Origin of the sequence: Streptomyces sp. NPDC048254, assembly GCF_043201895.1 — a bacterium.
Taxonomy (GTDB): Bacteria; Actinomycetota; Actinomycetes; order Streptomycetales; family Streptomycetaceae; genus Streptomyces.
Genome location: NZ_JBICZJ010000009.1, coordinates 412050 through 426129 on the forward strand (window position 1 = coordinate 412050; position 14080 = coordinate 426129).

The 14080-nt window shown below is 72.4% G+C and carries 12 protein-coding genes and 1 pseudogene; 8 read left to right on the forward strand and 5 right to left on the reverse strand.

Features of this window, described 5'->3' with window-relative positions; all coding sequences use genetic code 11:
* Positions 1–138: 138 nt before the first annotated feature.
* Complete coding sequence (locus ACGFZQ_RS26620; RefSeq protein ID WP_393842409.1) at positions 139–1932, reverse strand: bifunctional metallophosphatase/5'-nucleotidase; 1794 nt, start codon at positions 1930–1932, stop codon at positions 139–141.
* Positions 1933–2100: 168 nt separating this feature from the next.
* Here ACGFZQ_RS26620 and mshD point away from each other — a divergent pair, with 168 nt between their 5' ends.
* Positions 2101–3030 carry a mycothiol synthase gene (mshD, locus tag ACGFZQ_RS26625; RefSeq protein ID WP_393842410.1) on the forward strand — a complete coding sequence of 310 codons (930 nt, stop codon included), beginning with the start codon at positions 2101–2103 and terminating at the stop codon, positions 3028–3030.
* 38 nt (positions 3031–3068) lie between these two features.
* Here the strand turns inward: mshD and ACGFZQ_RS26630 are convergent, their stop codons facing one another.
* Genes ACGFZQ_RS26630 through ACGFZQ_RS26645 form a run of 4 tightly spaced genes read right to left on the reverse strand, consistent with a single transcriptional unit; the run spans position 3069 to position 6851 of the window.
* Positions 3069–4604 (reverse strand): ABC transporter permease, encoded by a 1536-nt coding sequence (locus ACGFZQ_RS26630; RefSeq protein ID WP_393842411.1) that lies wholly within the window; start codon positions 4602–4604, stop codon positions 3069–3071.
* Positions 4601–5464 (reverse strand): ABC transporter ATP-binding protein, encoded by an 864-nt coding sequence (locus tag ACGFZQ_RS26635; protein WP_393842412.1) that lies wholly within the window; start codon positions 5462–5464, stop codon positions 4601–4603. The genes ACGFZQ_RS26630 and ACGFZQ_RS26635 overlap by 4 nt, the downstream gene beginning before the upstream one ends.
* A 38-nt stretch (positions 5465–5502) precedes the next feature.
* Positions 5503–6312, reverse strand: a complete 810-nt coding sequence (locus ACGFZQ_RS26640; RefSeq protein WP_351747069.1) for a zf-HC2 domain-containing protein — start codon at positions 6310–6312, stop codon at positions 5503–5505.
* Complete coding sequence (locus tag ACGFZQ_RS26645) at positions 6309–6851, reverse strand: RNA polymerase sigma factor (protein WP_351708875.1); 543 nt, start codon at positions 6849–6851, stop codon at positions 6309–6311. The genes ACGFZQ_RS26640 and ACGFZQ_RS26645 overlap by 4 nt, the downstream gene beginning before the upstream one ends.
* A gap of 135 nt (positions 6852–6986) precedes the next feature.
* Between ACGFZQ_RS26645 and ACGFZQ_RS26650 the strand changes: the two genes are divergently transcribed.
* The 7 genes and pseudogenes from ACGFZQ_RS26650 to ACGFZQ_RS26680 form a co-directional block, all read left to right on the forward strand.
* On the forward strand, positions 6987–7394 hold the full coding sequence (locus tag ACGFZQ_RS26650; RefSeq protein WP_351747074.1) for a GntR family transcriptional regulator: 408 nt from the start codon (positions 6987–6989) through the stop codon (positions 7392–7394).
* The gene (locus ACGFZQ_RS26655) at positions 7391–8269 is read left to right on the forward strand and encodes an ABC transporter ATP-binding protein (protein WP_393842413.1); all 879 of its coding nucleotides are present in this window, start codon (positions 7391–7393) and stop codon (positions 8267–8269) included. The genes ACGFZQ_RS26650 and ACGFZQ_RS26655 overlap by 4 nt, the downstream gene beginning before the upstream one ends.
* Positions 8266–9174: an ABC transporter permease gene (locus ACGFZQ_RS26660; protein WP_393842414.1), complete on the forward strand. Its 909-nt coding sequence runs from the start codon at positions 8266–8268 to the stop codon at positions 9172–9174. The genes ACGFZQ_RS26655 and ACGFZQ_RS26660 overlap by 4 nt, the downstream gene beginning before the upstream one ends.
* The gene (locus ACGFZQ_RS26665) at positions 9174–9971 is read left to right on the forward strand and encodes a hypothetical protein (protein WP_393842415.1); all 798 of its coding nucleotides are present in this window, start codon (positions 9174–9176) and stop codon (positions 9969–9971) included. The genes ACGFZQ_RS26660 and ACGFZQ_RS26665 overlap by 1 nt, the downstream gene beginning before the upstream one ends.
* Positions 9972–10167: 196 nt before the next feature.
* Positions 10168–12525, forward strand: coding sequence for an RNA degradosome polyphosphate kinase (locus tag ACGFZQ_RS26670; RefSeq protein ID WP_393842416.1), 2358 nt, complete (start codon positions 10168–10170; stop codon positions 12523–12525).
* Positions 12506–13528 carry a CHAD domain-containing protein gene (locus ACGFZQ_RS26675; RefSeq protein WP_393842417.1) on the forward strand — a complete coding sequence of 341 codons (1023 nt, stop codon included), beginning with the start codon at positions 12506–12508 and terminating at the stop codon, positions 13526–13528. Before ACGFZQ_RS26670 ends, ACGFZQ_RS26675 begins: the two co-directional genes overlap by 20 nt.
* A pseudogene (locus ACGFZQ_RS26680) lies at positions 13498–13638 on the forward strand (NUDIX hydrolase); the annotation flags it as partial. The gene ACGFZQ_RS26675 and the pseudogene ACGFZQ_RS26680, both read left to right, overlap by 31 nt.
* Positions 13639–14080 lie beyond the last annotated feature (442 nt).

The window sequence follows — 14080 nt, forward strand, 5'->3', positions numbered from 1 at the left end:
GTCCATGAATTGCGGGTGAGATGAATTTTCAGGAGCAACCGGGAACCGTTCGCTGCCTCACATAGGTTTTATCCAGCAGAAAGGGCCCGGTACGCACGGGGGTGCGTACCGGGCCCGGGGCGGGGCCGAGGCGGGTGACTACTGCACGATCGTGATCCGGTTCGCGGCCGGCGGTGCGATCGGGGCCGTGGCCGAGGAGTTGGCCGTCAGGTAGTCCGCCAGGGCCGACAGGTCGTCGGTGCCGACGACGTCGCCGGTGCCCTGGCCGAGGGTGGTGAAGCCGTCGCCGCCGCCCGCGAGGAAGGAGTTGGTGGCGACGCGGTAGGTGGCCGCCGGGTCGATGGCGGTGCCGTTGAGGCGGATGGAGTCGGTGACGACCCGGTCCGCGCCCGTCTTCGTCAGGTCCAGGGTGTAGGTGAGGTTCTTCGACGGCTGCAGGATCTTCGGGGCGGCCGCGTTGCCGCCGCTCACCTGCTCCTTGAGCACCTGGATGACCTGGGCCCCGGTGAAGTCCTGGAGGTTGACGGTGTTGGCGAACGGCTGGACCGTGAAGCCCTCGGCGTAGGTCACCACGCCGTCGCCCTCGCTCCCCTTGGCCGTGTACGTCAGCCCGGCTCGCACCCCGCCCGGGTTCATCAGGGCCAGGTCGGTCTCCGGGTCCAGCTCCTTGCCGTACGCGAACTGGGCGTCGGCGATCAGGTCGCCCATCGGGGACTCGGTGCCGGTGCTGTTGACGTCGGCGGAGATGTAGCCGATGGCGCGGTTGCCGATCGGGGCGGCGAGGGTGTTCCACTTGCCGATCAGCGCGGTCATGTCGGGCGCCTTGGCGACGTCCCGGGTGACCACGTGGTTCGCCGACTTCACGGCCGTCCGCGCGATGTCGCCGGTACGGCGGTCGTACGTCAGGGTGGTGTCGGTGTAGAGGCGGCCGAAGGAGGCGGCGGAGGTGACCATGCGGGGGTTGCCGGCCGGGTCGTCGATCGTGCAGACGTACGCGGTGTGGGTGTGCCCGGTGACCAGCGCGTCCACGGCCGGCGTCACGTTCTTCGCGATGTCGACGATCGGGCCGGAGATGCCGCTGCCGGCGCCCGCGGAGTCGCAGTCGTAGTTGTAGTTGGACGAGGCCGGGAAGCCGCCCTCGTGCACCAGCGCCACGATCGACTGGACGCCCTGGCGCTGGAGCACCTTGGCGTACTTGTTGATCGTCTCGACCTCGTCCTTGAAGGCCAGCCCCTTGACGCCGTCGGCGGAGACGATGCCGGGCGTGCCCTCCAGGGTGACGCCGATGAAGCCGATCTTGACGTCCTTCTTCTTCCAGACCCAGTAAGGCTTGAGGATCGGCTTGTCCGTCTTGTCGTCGAGGACGTTGGCGGCCAGGTAGGGGAAGTCGGCGCCCTTGAACTTCTTGTCGGTGTAGCACCCGTCGGTGGGGTGGCAGCCGCCGTTCTGGAGGCGCGCGAGTTCCCTGGCGCCCTCGTCGAACTCGTGGTTGCCGACCGTCGTCACGTCCAGGTCGAGCTTGTTGAGCGCCTCGATGGTGGGCTCGTCGTGGAAGAGCCCGGAGATCAGCGGGGAGGCGCCGACCATGTCACCGCCGGCGGCCGTGACGGAGTACGGGTTGCCCTTGCGGGCCTGGCGCAGGTGGGTCGCGAGGTACTCGACACCGCCCGCGTCGATCGTCCTGGTCGTCCCGTCGGCCTGGGTTTCGGTGACCCGGCCGGAGGAGCCGGACGGCGGCTCCAGGTTGCCGTGCAGGTCGTTGAAGGAGAGGAGCTGGACGTCCTGGTAGCGGTCGGCGTGGTGCCCGTGCCCCTTGCCGGTGTGCGCGTCGGCGGGCAGCGCACCCGCCAGCGCGGCGGCGGTGGCGAGCGTGGCGGCGGACGCGAGCAGAGCGTACGCACGGCGTCTGGACGGTCTGGACTTCGCTTGCATGGAACCCCCCTGTGGGTCTGCTGAGAAGTGGCCCGGTCCGGCGCAGCCTAGGATCAACGCGCGTAGCGCAACAGGGGGTTCATGGTTACATCCTGGTTGCCTTTTGCCCCGCCCTTTACCTTCGCCCTTGCCCCCACTTTGTCCGTCAGGACCCGTACCCTCGTACGCATGACCAGCGACGACACCGCACGGCCGCCCATGTACTCCCGCTCCATCGACACCTACTCCGCGCTCGCCCCGGACCATGCCGAGGCCGTGCTGGGGCTGCTGGCGGAGGCGGCCCGTTCCGACGGCCAGCAGCCGGTGTCCGAGCAGGGCCGTATCCAGATCCGCGGCGGCGCCCGCGAGGGCGTCTCCCATCTGCTGCTCACCGTCGGCGACGAACTCGTGGGCTACGCCCAGCTGGAGGACACCGACCCGGTGGAGGCACCGGCCGCGGAACTCGTCGTCCACCCCGCCCACCGGGGCCACGGCCACGGCCGCGCCCTCGGCTCCGCCCTCCTCGCGGCCTCCGGCAAGCGGCTGCGCGTCTGGGCCCACGGCGGCCACTCGGCGGCCCGCCATCTCGCCCAGGTCCTCGGCCTCACCCTGTTCCGCGAACTGCGCCAGCTGCGCCGCCCGTTGACGGACCTGGACCTGCCCGACCCGAAACTCCCCGAGGGCGTGACGGTCCGCGCCTTCGTCCCCGGCCAGGACGACACGGCCTGGCTGGCTCTGAACGCGGCCGCCTTCGCCCACCACCCCGAACAGGGCTCGCTCACCCAGCGCGACCTGGACGACCGCAAGTCCCAGCCCTGGTTCGACCCGGCCGGCTTCTTCCTCGCCGAGCGCGCGGGCGAACTCGTCGGCTTCCACTGGACGAAGATCCACGACCAGGAACGCCTGGGCGAGGTCTACGTCCTCGGCGTCTCCCCCACCGCCCAGGGCGGCGGCCTCGGCAAGTCCCTCACCACCATCGGCCTGCGCCACCTGTCCGACCGGGGCCTGCCGACGGCGATGCTCTACGTCGACGCCGACAACACGGCGGCGGTGGCGGTCTACGAACGCCTGGGCTTCACGACCCACGAGACGGACCTGATGTACCGGACGGAGACGTGAGCAGCGGGCAGGACTGAAGGCGGGGGAGGGGGCCCGAGTCAGCCCTCCCCGCAGTCGTCCTTGCCCTGCGGGACCGTCACGCCCAGCAGGCGGGCCGCCGCCGCCGCGGTCGTCCGTGACGAGGTCAGTTCTGCCCAGTGGGCCTTCACCCGGGCCGCGATCGTGTCGTGCGGTTCGCGGAGCAGTTCGCGTACGACCTGGGTCTCCTGGGCCGAGACGCTCATGCTGCCGCCGTCCGGGGTGAGGACCGCGGCCGGGCCGGTGAGGCTGTCGTCGATGCGGAGGTGTCGGAAGGTGTCCGCCGGAGTGGGGTCGGTGGCGAGGGCCAGCCACATCGTCGTGACCGCCCGGGCGTCGCACATCTCGAAGGACGCCTGTTCGCTGCCCGCCACCAGGACCCTGGCGACCCCGACCGCGAACTCGGGGACCCGGTTGCCGCCCCACTGGGTGCCGACCGTCACCGTGCCCCGGGTCGAACTGGACGGCAGGGTGGCGTCCGTGGTCAGGTCGGTGACCGCCTCGATGCGCTGGCGCACGGTGAGACGGGTGGTCGCCGCCTCGCCGCCCGCCTCCGACCGCACCCGGTGCACCACTCCCGCCCAGTCGACCGTCCAGCCCTTCCAGTCGGGGTAGGCGCAGTACCGGGAGCCGTCGCGCTCGACGCACACCTGGAACTTCTGCGGGCTGTCCGCCTCCGCCTTGCGCGCGGCCCGCAACGCGGCGGAGTCGCCCGGGGCCTGCCCGGCCGCGCCGGCCACCGCGGCGGCCAGGGCCAGCACCGTCACCGCCTTGAGCGCACGCGTCCGGCCGCCCGCCACCAGCACCGCGGCGCCCGCCGCCAGCATCGTCAGACCGGTCAGGTACAGCACGTGCCAGCCCGCCGGGCGGCCCAGCAGTTCGCCCGGGACGGGGGTGCCGCCGTTCTCCATCACCGTCGGCCAGAGCCACTGGACGCCGTGCACGCCGCCCGAGATCCCGCCGACGAGGCTGACCACGACCGCCAGGAGGACCACGAACAGCAGCGGGACCGCCGGGTACGGCAGGACCCGGGCCAGCAGGATGCCGACCGCCCCGGAGAGCAGCACCGTCAGCGGGGCGACGGCCAGTTCGGCGAGCGAGCCGTGACCGACCGCGCCCGGCCGCAGCGCCGCCCAGCCGAACTGGACGCCCACCACCAGGGCCACTCCCGCGGCGAACGGCACCACCGACAGGGCGTGCGCCAGCGTGCGCCGCGGCACCGACATGACCAGCACCGAGAACTGCTCGTCCAGCCCGCGCCGCCGGTTCAGCAGCGCCGCCCGGTTCACGCACACCAGCAGGGCGATGCAGAGCAGCACCGGGCCGCCCTGGGTGGCCCGGTCGGCGTCGTGCAGGACCGGATAGGCGTCCATGCCCTCGTCCCGGCCGAACAACTCGTAGCCGACGAAGACGAGATAGAGGAGGGAGAAGACCAGCATCGGTATCTGCAGGGCCAGTTGGCGGGCCTCGAAGAGCGCCAGGGCCAGCACCGGCGCGCCGCGGTGGCTGTTCTCGGGCGCCACCGGCGCCTCCGGCTTCACGAGCGTCGTCGTCATGCCGCCGCCACCTCCGTGGTCTCGTCGTCGAGGACGAGCAGGTAGCCGTCCTCCAGGGTCGGTTCGAGCAGGTCGGCACCGGCCGGCGGATCGCCCACGTTGCGGAAGGCGCCGGTGCCGGTGCGCCAGCCCGCCCGGGCGCCCGGGGCGCGTTCCGTACTGCTCCACACCCGGCCGGCCGCCCGCGCCGTCAGCTCGGCGGGGGTGCCGTCGAAGCGGACCCGGCCGCCCGCCAGGACGATCACGTGATGGCAGAGCATCGCCACGTCCTCGGTCTGGTGGGTGGAGAGCAGCACCGTGCGGCCCTCCCCCGCCTCCGCGATCAACTCCCGGAATCGCATGCGCTGTTCGGGGTCCAGGTGGACGGTCGGCTCGTCGAGGACCAGGAAGCCGGGGTCTCCGACGAGGGCCGCCGCCAGGGCGACCCGCTGGCGCATCCCGCCGGACAGCCGCTTGATGCGCCGGCCGCGTACGTCCGCGAGCCCGACCTGGTCCAGGACGCGCCGCACCTCGCGGTGGCGTTCGGCCCGGCCGGTCAGCTCCTTGAGGACGGCCACGTAGTCGACGAACTCGAAGGCCGTGAAGTCCGGGTGGAATCCGGGGGTCTGGGGCAGGTAGCCGAGCGTGCGGCGGACGGCCAGGCGGCCCGCCTGTGCCGACGGGTCCGCGCCGCGGACGGTGAAGCCGCCGCTGTCCGGCGGTACGGCCGTGGCCAGGACCTTCAGCAGGGTGGTCTTCCCGGCGCCGTTCGGGCCCAGCAGGCCCGTCACGCCGTCCGTCAGGCGCAGCGAGACGCCGTCCAGGGCCCGGGTGCCGCCGTAGCGCACGGTGAGGCCTGCGGCGGAGACAGTGGTGTTCACGTAGGGGCTCCAGCGATCAGGATCAGAAGGTCGGAAGGTCAGTAGGGCTTGGCGTCGAAGCGGTCGCGCGCCTGGTGCAGCAGGAACGTCGCCAGCGCGGCCAGTGCCGCGGCCACCGACTGTCCCGCCGCCGTGAACGCGACCGGCGTGTCCGCGGGGTGCAGCGCCGCCACCGCCATCAGCAGCGTCCAGGCGCCGCCGACCAGGCCGGGGCCGAGCAGCGGGCCCAGCCGGGCGGAGAGCGCGAGACCGGCCGCGGTGAGCGCGAGGGCGGGCAGCAGCCAGCCGAAGGCGAGCAGCCCGTAGCCCGGGAGGGCCAGCGCGGCAAGGCAGTTGAGACCGAGGGACGCGGTCAGCGCGGCGACCGTGCGGATCATCAGCAGCCGGAAGCCGTGCGTCGGGGCGACCGCGGCGATCTCATGGGTGGGGTCGAGGGCCGGCCCGTACGACAGCGCCACCGCGGCCAGCGGGAGCAGCGGGGCCAGTGCCAGGAACAGGGCCGGGGCGTCCACCTCGTGCACCACCACGACCGTCGCCGCCAGCACGAACACGACCGACGCCAGCCACGAGCGGCTCAGCACCGGGGTCGCGGTGAGCAGCCGTGCGGTGTGCTCGGCGACACCGAGGCGGGTCAGCAGCCGTTCGCCCAGCCCGGGCCGGGGTGCGTCCAGTTCGGCGTCCAGGCGGTCCCAGCCGGCGTCCAGCGCGACCGGGTCGGACACCGCGGCGAGCGCCTCCCGGCAGCGTGCGCAGGAGCCGACGTGGGCGTCGGCCGACCACAGCAGCGGCGCCGCCAGCTCGCCGCGCGCGTAGGCCCGTAGATCCTCTTCGGCAACATGCCAGGTCATGCCAACTCCTCCCGCAGCTGCTTGCGGGCCCGCATCGCCCGTGTCTTGACCGTCCCCGGCGGGATGCCGAGCAGGACCGCCGCCTCCCGGGTGGTCAGCCCGTCGATCACCGTCGCCTGGAGCACCGCCCGCAGCTCCGGCGAGAGCCGGACCAGGGCCCCGGCGAGGTCCCCGTGCTCCACCCCCGCGAGCACGCGTTCCTCCGCCGAGGCCTCGTCCCGGTGCCGCAGCCGCGCCAGCGCCTGCCGCAGCCGGCCCCGGGCGCCGTCGCCGCGCAGCGCGTCGACCAGCCGCCGCGACCCGATCCGCCACAGCCAGCCGGCGGCGTCACCCTCCTCGTGGTACCGGGCGGTCCCCCGCCACACCGCGAGGAACGTCTCCTGCACGACGTCGTCGACGACCGCGGGATCCGCGCACCGGCCGCGCAGCCGCGCGGTCAGCCACGGCGCGTACCGCCGGTACAGCTCCTCGAAGGCGCGCCGGTCGGAGTCCGCCGCGATCGCCCGCAGCAGCTCCCCGTCGCTTCTCGTTCCGCTCACGTCTCCTCATCGCACGAGCCCGGCCGATCGGTTCACGGACTCGGGGACCGGTCCGGAAATCTTCCGGGATTGACTTTCGGCCCACCCTTGCACCACCCTTCCACTACTCAATTAGTGAAAGGGTGGTTGTAACGGGTGGTCGAGTACCGCATCGACCGGCGCTCCGGCGTCGCCACCTACGTCCAGATAGTCCAGCAGACCAAGCAGGCCCTGCGGCTGGGCCATCTCCGGCCGGGGGACAAGCTGCCCACCGCCCGCGAAGTGGTCGAGGCCACCGCCATCAACCCCAACACCGTGCTCAAGGCCTACCGGGAGCTGGAGCGGGAGGGCCTGGTGGAGGCCCGGCGCGGCCTCGGCACGTTCGTGAAACGCGCCCTGAGCACCGCCCCGGCCGAGTCCCCCCTGCACGGGGAGCTGGACGACTGGGCCGCCCGGGCCCGTGCGTCCGGCCTGGACCGGGACGACGTGGCCGCACTCTTCACCGCCGTACTCGAGAAGCACTTCTCCGTACACGAAAAGCACCTGCAAGGAGAGAGTTCATGACCGACACCGCGATAGCGGCGGCCGCGCTCGGCAAGCGCTTCGGCCGGCGCGGGGGCTGGGCGCTGCGCGAGTGCGGCTTCCGGCTGCCGGCCGGCCGGGTGTGTGCCGTGGTGGGCCCCAACGGGGCGGGCAAGTCCACGCTCCTCGCCCTCGCCGCCGGTCTGCTGGGCCCGACCGAGGGCGAGCTGACCGTCCTCGGTGCCACCCCGGCCGAGGCGCGCGGGCGGGTCGGTTACGTCGCCCAGGACAAGCCGCTGTACCCGCAGCTCACGGTCGCCGAGACGCTCCGGATGGGCGCCGACCTCAACCCGGAGCGCTGGGACGCGGCCGCCGCCGAGCATGTCGTGGCCGGCGGCGGTCTGGACCCGAAGTCCCGTATCCGTTCGCTCTCCGGCGGCCAGCGCACCCGGGTCGCGCTCGCCCTGGCGCTCGGCAAGCGGCCCGAACTGCTGCTCCTGGACGAGCCGATGGCCGACCTCGACCCGCTGGCCCGGCACGAGCTGATGGCCCTGCTGATGGTGGAGGCCGCCCAGCACGGCACCACCATCGCGATGTCCTCGCACGTGGTCGCCGAACTGGAGGACTCCTGCGACCACCTGCTGCTGATCGGCGGCGGCCGGGTCCGGCTGGCCGGCGAGATCGACGACCTGCTGGCCGCCCACACCAGAGTCGGCGCCACCGCCGACACGGACCTCACCCCGCACACCGTCGTGGACTCCCGGACCACCGGCCGACAGCTCAGCGCCTTGATCCGCCCGGCGGGCCCGCTGCCCGCCGACTGGCGCACCGGTGCCCCCTCCCTGGAGGAGCTGGTCCTCGCCCACCTCCGCAACCCCGAAGCCCCGGTCCTGACCGCCGCGGAGGCCGCCGTATGACCACCATCGCCCCGACCGCACCGACCGCACCGGGCCGGCCGCGCCTGACCCGCTGGCTGCTGCGACTGCACCGCCCCGCGCTGTCCGTCTGGGCGGCCCTCGTCCTCGTGACCGCCGCCGTGCTCCTGCTCCTGTACGGCCCGCTGGCCGACGCGGCGGCCGAGGCCTGGCGCCAGTACAACAGCTGCACGGACTGGCGGAACTGTTCGTACGACCAGAACGCGATCCTGCGCTACAAGGACTGGTACACCTACGCCACCCTGGCCGTGGCCGCGCCGCCCCTCCTCGCGGCCGGCTGGGCGGGCGGCGCGTTCGGCAAGGAGCTGGAGTCCGGCACCGCCCGGCTGGCCTGGACCCAGTCCAGCACCCCGGTGCGCTGGCTGGCCGTCCGGCTCGCGGTACCGGCCGCCGCCGTCGCCGCCGGGACCGCGCTGCTGGTGTGGCTGCACCATCTGGCCTGGGCCGCGGGCAACAGCCGTATCGACACCGCCAAGCAGTGGTACGACGTCTGGACCTTCCACACCAACGGCCCCACCCTCGTCGCCCTGGCCCTGTGCGGGCTGGCGGCGGGCGCGCTGGCGGGCCTGCTGTCCCGCCGCACGCTGCCCGCCCTGGGCCTCGGCCTGCTCCTCACCGGCGCGGTCTGGGTCGCCGCCCAGCTGCTCATGCCCCTCCTGTGGCCGACGAGGACCAGCACCGGAAAGGCCTTCTTCGCCCTCCCCAACAGCTCCTGGACGGTGCGGACGGGCAAGCACGCCGAAGTCCCCTACGGCGACTACCACCCCGCCTCGCACTACTGGCCGCTCCAGCTGACCACCACCGCCCTGCTCCTCGCCGTGACGGCCCTGCTGACCCTGGGCTGCTTCCTGGCGCTGCGCCGCCTGACCGGAAAGACGACCGCCTGATGACCGCCCTGTCCGCCGCCCCCGCCCCCGCCCCCGCCCCCGGTCCCGCGGCCGCCCAGCGCTCCCTGCGCCGGCTGCACCGCCCGGCACTGCTCGTCTGGACCGCGTTCGGGCTGCTGGTGACGGGCTGGCTGCTCTGGCTGCACTTCTCCGAGGTGCCCGCCGAGCGGGCCTGCCTGGGCTTCCACTACTCCGCCGACGGCAACCTCCCCACCTGCGACTACTCGGCGTTCACGGACGCCAACAACGTCTTCAACCTCCTCGGCGAGGCCCTCGGCTACTCCGCCGTCGCCGTCGCCGCCTGGGCGGGCGCCGCGCTGATCGGCCGGGAGCTGGAGTCCGGCACCGCCAAGCTGGCCTGGACCCAGTCGGTCTCCCCGGCCCGCTGGCTGGCGGGGAAGCTGATCGCGGCCGCCGTGCCGCTGCTCGCCGGGGGCGGACTGCTGGCGCTGGTCTACAGCTGGGTGTGGACCTCGGACCGGGGCGCCCTGGTCACCAACTGGACCTGGGACCGCGTCTTCATCCCGCGCGGCCCGCTGCTGCCGGCCCTGCTGCTGCTCGGCCTCGCCGTCGGCACGCTCGCCGGGATCGCCCTGCGCCGCACCCTGCCCGCGCTGGCCGTGGCCGCCGCCGTGACCCTGGTGATCAGGCTGTATCTGCGCGCGGCGTGGAAACCGCTGGACGGCCCCCTGCACGGCTTCTGGGCCCTCAACCTCACGGCCACCGCGATAGTGCTCGCCCTTGCCGCGGCGGCCGTCGCCGGCGCGTTCTCCCTCTTGCGCCACCGAACCCGCTGAGGAACCGTCGGACCCGTGCGTCCCCCCGTCGGCGGAAGGGCGCACGGGATCCGCGGAAAGGTCGTACACGAACGTCGCTTTCGTGATCCCGAAGGGCGCCGCGGCCTGATCTTCGACGTCCGCGAGCCTCCCGCAGCTATCCCATACGCCATGTCTTCGTAACCATTGGTTCAGGCTGTCTTGCGAGGCTCAACCAATGAAGCCCGCCGTACCAGAGCCTTCGCCGCCCCTTCAGGGGTTCGCGGGAAACGGGGTCGTTCAGCTCCCACCCGCGCGTTCCGACGCGCCTGTCACACCCCGGGCGCGGAAGAATGGGGTCATGAGTCAGCAGAACGCCCAGGCAGCCGAGGTCCAGCACACCCAGCCCTCCGTAGGCTCCATCGCCGCGCACCGCCCGCACACCGTGGCCGCCGCGGTCTCCGACCTCGAACCCGACATCGATGCCGACCTCGACGCCTACGAGGAGTCACCGTACGACGGGCCCCAACTGCCCCAGGGGCGCTTCCTCGACCGGGAGCGCAGCTGGCTCGCGTTCAACGAGCGGGTGCTCGAACTCGCCGAGGACCCGAACACGCCGCTGCTGGAGCGGGCGAACTTCCTGGCGATCTTCGCGAGCAACCTGGACGAGTTCTTCATGGTCCGGGTGGCAGGGCTGAAGCGCCGGATAGCGACGGGCGTGGCCACCCGGTCCGCCTCCGGGCTGCAGCCCCGCGAGGTGCTGGAGATGATCTGGGCCCGCTCCCGTGAGCTGATGGCCCGGCACGCCGCCTGCTACCACGAGGACATCGCCCCCGCGCTCGCCGAGGAGGGCATCCACCTGGTCCGCTGGGCCGAGCTGACCGAGAAGGAGCAGGCGCGGCTCTTCACGCTCTTCCGGCACCAGATCTTCCCGGTCCTGACCCCGCTGGCGGTCGACCCGGCGCACCCCTTCCCGTACATCTCCGGCCTCTCCCTGAACCTGGCCGTGGTCGTACGCAACCCGGTGAGCGGCCACAAGCACTTCGCCCGGGTCAAGGTGCCGCCGTCGCTGTCCCGCTTCCTGGAGAGCAGCCCGGGCCGGTACGTCCCCATCGAGGACGTCATCGGCGCCCACCTGGAGGAGCTGTTCCCGGGCATGGAGGTCGTGGAGCACCACGCCTTCCGCCTCACCCGGAACGAGGACCTGGAGGTCGAGGAGGACGACGCCGAGAACCTGCTCCAGGCCCTGGAGAAGGAGCTCATGCGGCGCCGCTTCGGGCCGCCGGTGCGCCTGGAGGTCGAGGAGTCCATCGACCGCGAGGTCCTCGACCTGCTGGTCCGCGAGCTGAAGGTCTCCGAGGCCGAGGTCTACCCGCTGCCCGGCCCGCTCGACCTGACCGGGCTCTTCCGCATCTCCGGCCTGGACCGGCCGGAGCTGAAGTACCGGAAGTTCATCGCGGGCACCCACCGCGATCTCGCCGAGGTCGAGTCGGCGTCCGCGCCCGACATCTTCGCGGCCCTGCGCGAGCGGGACGTCCTGCTGCACCACCCGTACGACAGCTTCTCCACCTCCGTGCAGGCCTTCATCGAGCAGGCCGCCGAGGACCCGGACGTCCTCGCCATCAAGCAGACCCTGTACCGCACCTCCGGCGACTCCCCGATCGTCAACGCGCTCATCGACGCCGCCGAGGCCGGCAAACAGGTCCTCGTCCTGGTCGAGATCAAGGCCCGCTTCGACGAGCACGCCAACATCAAGTGGGCCAAGCGCCTGGAAGAGGCCGGCTGCCACGTCGTCTACGGCCTGGTCGGCCTGAAGACGCACTGCAAGCTGTCCCTGGTGGTCCGCCAGGAGGGCGAGACGCTCCGCCGCTACTGCCATGTCGGCACCGGCAACTACCACCCGAAGACGGCACGGCTCTACGAGGACCTCGGCCTGCTCACCGCCGACACCCAGGTCGGCGCGGACCTGTCCGACCTGTTCAACCGGCTCTCCGGCTACTCCCGCCGGGAGACCTACCGCCGCCTGCTGGTGGCACCCAAGTCGCTGCGCGACGGACTGATCGCGCGGATCAACAAGGAAGTACAGCACCACCGGGCCGGCCGTCCCGCGTTCATCCGCATCAAGGTCAACTCGATGGTCGACGAGGCGATCATCGACGCCCTGTACCGCGCGTCCATGGCGGGCGTACCGGTCGACATCTGGGTCCGCGGCATCTGCGCGATCCGGCCGGGCGTCACGGGCCTGTCGGAGAACGTCCGGGTCCGCTCGATCCTCGGCCGCTTCCTGGAACACTCCCGGGTCTTCGCCTTCGGCAACGGCGGCGAGCCCGAGGTGTGGATAGGCAGCGCCGACATGATGCACCGCAACCTCGACCGCCGGATAGAGGCCCTGGTCCGGGTCACCGACCCGGCCCACCGGGCCGCGCTCACCCGGCTCTTCGAAACCGGTATGTCCGACTCCACCTCCTCCTGGCACCTGGGTGCGGACGGCGAGTGGACCCGGCACGCGACCGACGCGGACGGACAGCCCCTGCGCAACATCCAGGAGATGCTCATAGACGCCCGGAGGCGCCGGCGTGGCACAGCAACATCTTGAACCGACGGACCCGACGGCCCTGGTGGTGACCGGGGACGCCCTCGCGGGCTACCTGCGCGCCCAGGCCACGGAGTTCCTCCGCGCGCTGCGCCTGCACCGGGAGACCGGAACGCCGAGCGCGGCGGAGGAGTCCGTCGACGCGGCCCGCGCGCTGCGCCGCTCGGCCCGGCGCATCAGCGGCAGCCTGCACACCTTCCGCCCCCTCCTTGAGGCCGACTGGTCGGAGGAGATCCGCCCCGAACTGGCCTGGCTGTCGGGCACGTTGGGGCTTGAGCACGCCTACGAGGCAAGACTGGAGCGCCTGTTGCTGGCCCTCCACCGGCTCTCCGGCTCGACGACCCTGCCGAGCCAGGCCACTTCGGAGGTCCCGGCCGAACGCGGCAACCTCACCGTCGGCGCGGCCAAGGCCGGCGCCCTGCTGGACCGCCAGCTCACCCTCGCCCGCACCAGGGCCCACTCCACGGCCCTCCAGGCGCTCGGCTCCTCCCGCTTCCACGCGGTCGCCGACAAGGTCGCGGTACTGGCCAGCGAGGTCCCGCTCACCCCCGCGGCACCCACGGCCGACCTGCGCCCCCTCGCCGCCGCGGCCGAGGAACGCCTCACCGACGCCATCGCGGCCCTCCCCCTGGTCACCGCCGGCCACCCCTACAACGCGGAGGCCCTGGTCCACGGCCTGTCCCCGGACCCGTCCCCGCACCCCCAGGACGGCCCCTGGCACCAGGTCCGCCTCCTGCTGCGCCTGCACCGCTACGCCCGTGAGGTGCTGTGCGGCGAGGGCGCGCCCGTGGACGTACGGCTGTTCTCGGCGGGCCAGGCCCTGAACCGGCACCGCGACGCCTCCGAAGCGGCGGCGGCCGCCGCGTCCGCCGCCCGCACCCCGCGTATCGCCCCGGCGACCGCCTACGCCCTCGGCGTCCTCCACGCCGACCAGCGGCACGAGGTGGAGGCGGCCCGGTTCGCGTTCCAGCAGGCGTGGCAGAAACAGCGGCTGGAGGCGGTGTGAACGACACCCCGGTCCTGGCGGCCGGCTGCATCCTGTGGCGCCGCTCACCGGTGGACGGGGACCTGGAGGTCTGCCTGGTCCACCGCCCAAAGTGCGACGAACAGCAGCATCGTCGAATACGGCGCACTACGCTGCGTTACATGATCGATACGAGGAACCCCGCGCGTCCGTCCAAGACGTTCTCCCGCTCCTACGTCGCTCCCGAGCTGCAAGCCCACCTTGACCAGGGGGGCAAGGTCGAGGATTGGCTCAGCGGGAGAACACCCATCGCGTCCTTAGCCCGCATCTCCGCCGACCGGCTGGAGGGCGACGCCATCGGGATTGGCCGCCAGCACAAGAACAACGCGCGGAACGCGGCTCCTCACAACTGCGCCGTCGTCGTGTGCTACGAGGACAACAACCTCACGGCGGCCAAGCGCGAAGTAGTCCGACCCGCCTTCCTTGAAATGATCAAGGACATCACCCACGGCTACGAGGAAGAGACCGGCATCCCGCTCAAGGGATGTATCGCGGTGGAACGAGAGCGGGTCTGGCGACTCCCCCGCGACTTCA

Bases quoted from the DNA above. Each gene is read 5' to 3' on its own strand.
- ACGFZQ_RS26620 (WP_393842409.1), bottom strand. From the start codon at position 1,932: ATGCAAGCGAAGTCCAGACCGTCCAGACGCCGTGCGTACGCTCTGCTC.
- mshD (WP_393842410.1), top strand. From the start codon at position 2,101: ATGACCAGCGACGACACCGCACGGCCGCCCATGTACTCCCGCTCCATC.
- ACGFZQ_RS26630 (WP_393842411.1), bottom strand. From the start codon at position 4,604: ATGACGACGACGCTCGTGAAGCCGGAGGCGCCGGTGGCGCCCGAGAAC.
- ACGFZQ_RS26640 (WP_351747069.1), bottom strand. From the start codon at position 6,312: ATGACCTGGCATGTTGCCGAAGAGGATCTACGGGCCTACGCGCGCGGC.
- ACGFZQ_RS26655 (WP_393842413.1), top strand. From the start codon at position 7,391: ATGACCGACACCGCGATAGCGGCGGCCGCGCTCGGCAAGCGCTTCGGC.
- ACGFZQ_RS26660 (WP_393842414.1), top strand. From the start codon at position 8,266: ATGACCACCATCGCCCCGACCGCACCGACCGCACCGGGCCGGCCGCGC.
- ACGFZQ_RS26665 (WP_393842415.1), top strand. From the start codon at position 9,174: ATGACCGCCCTGTCCGCCGCCCCCGCCCCCGCCCCCGCCCCCGGTCCC.
- ACGFZQ_RS26670 (WP_393842416.1), top strand. From the start codon at position 10,168: ATGAAGCCCGCCGTACCAGAGCCTTCGCCGCCCCTTCAGGGGTTCGCG.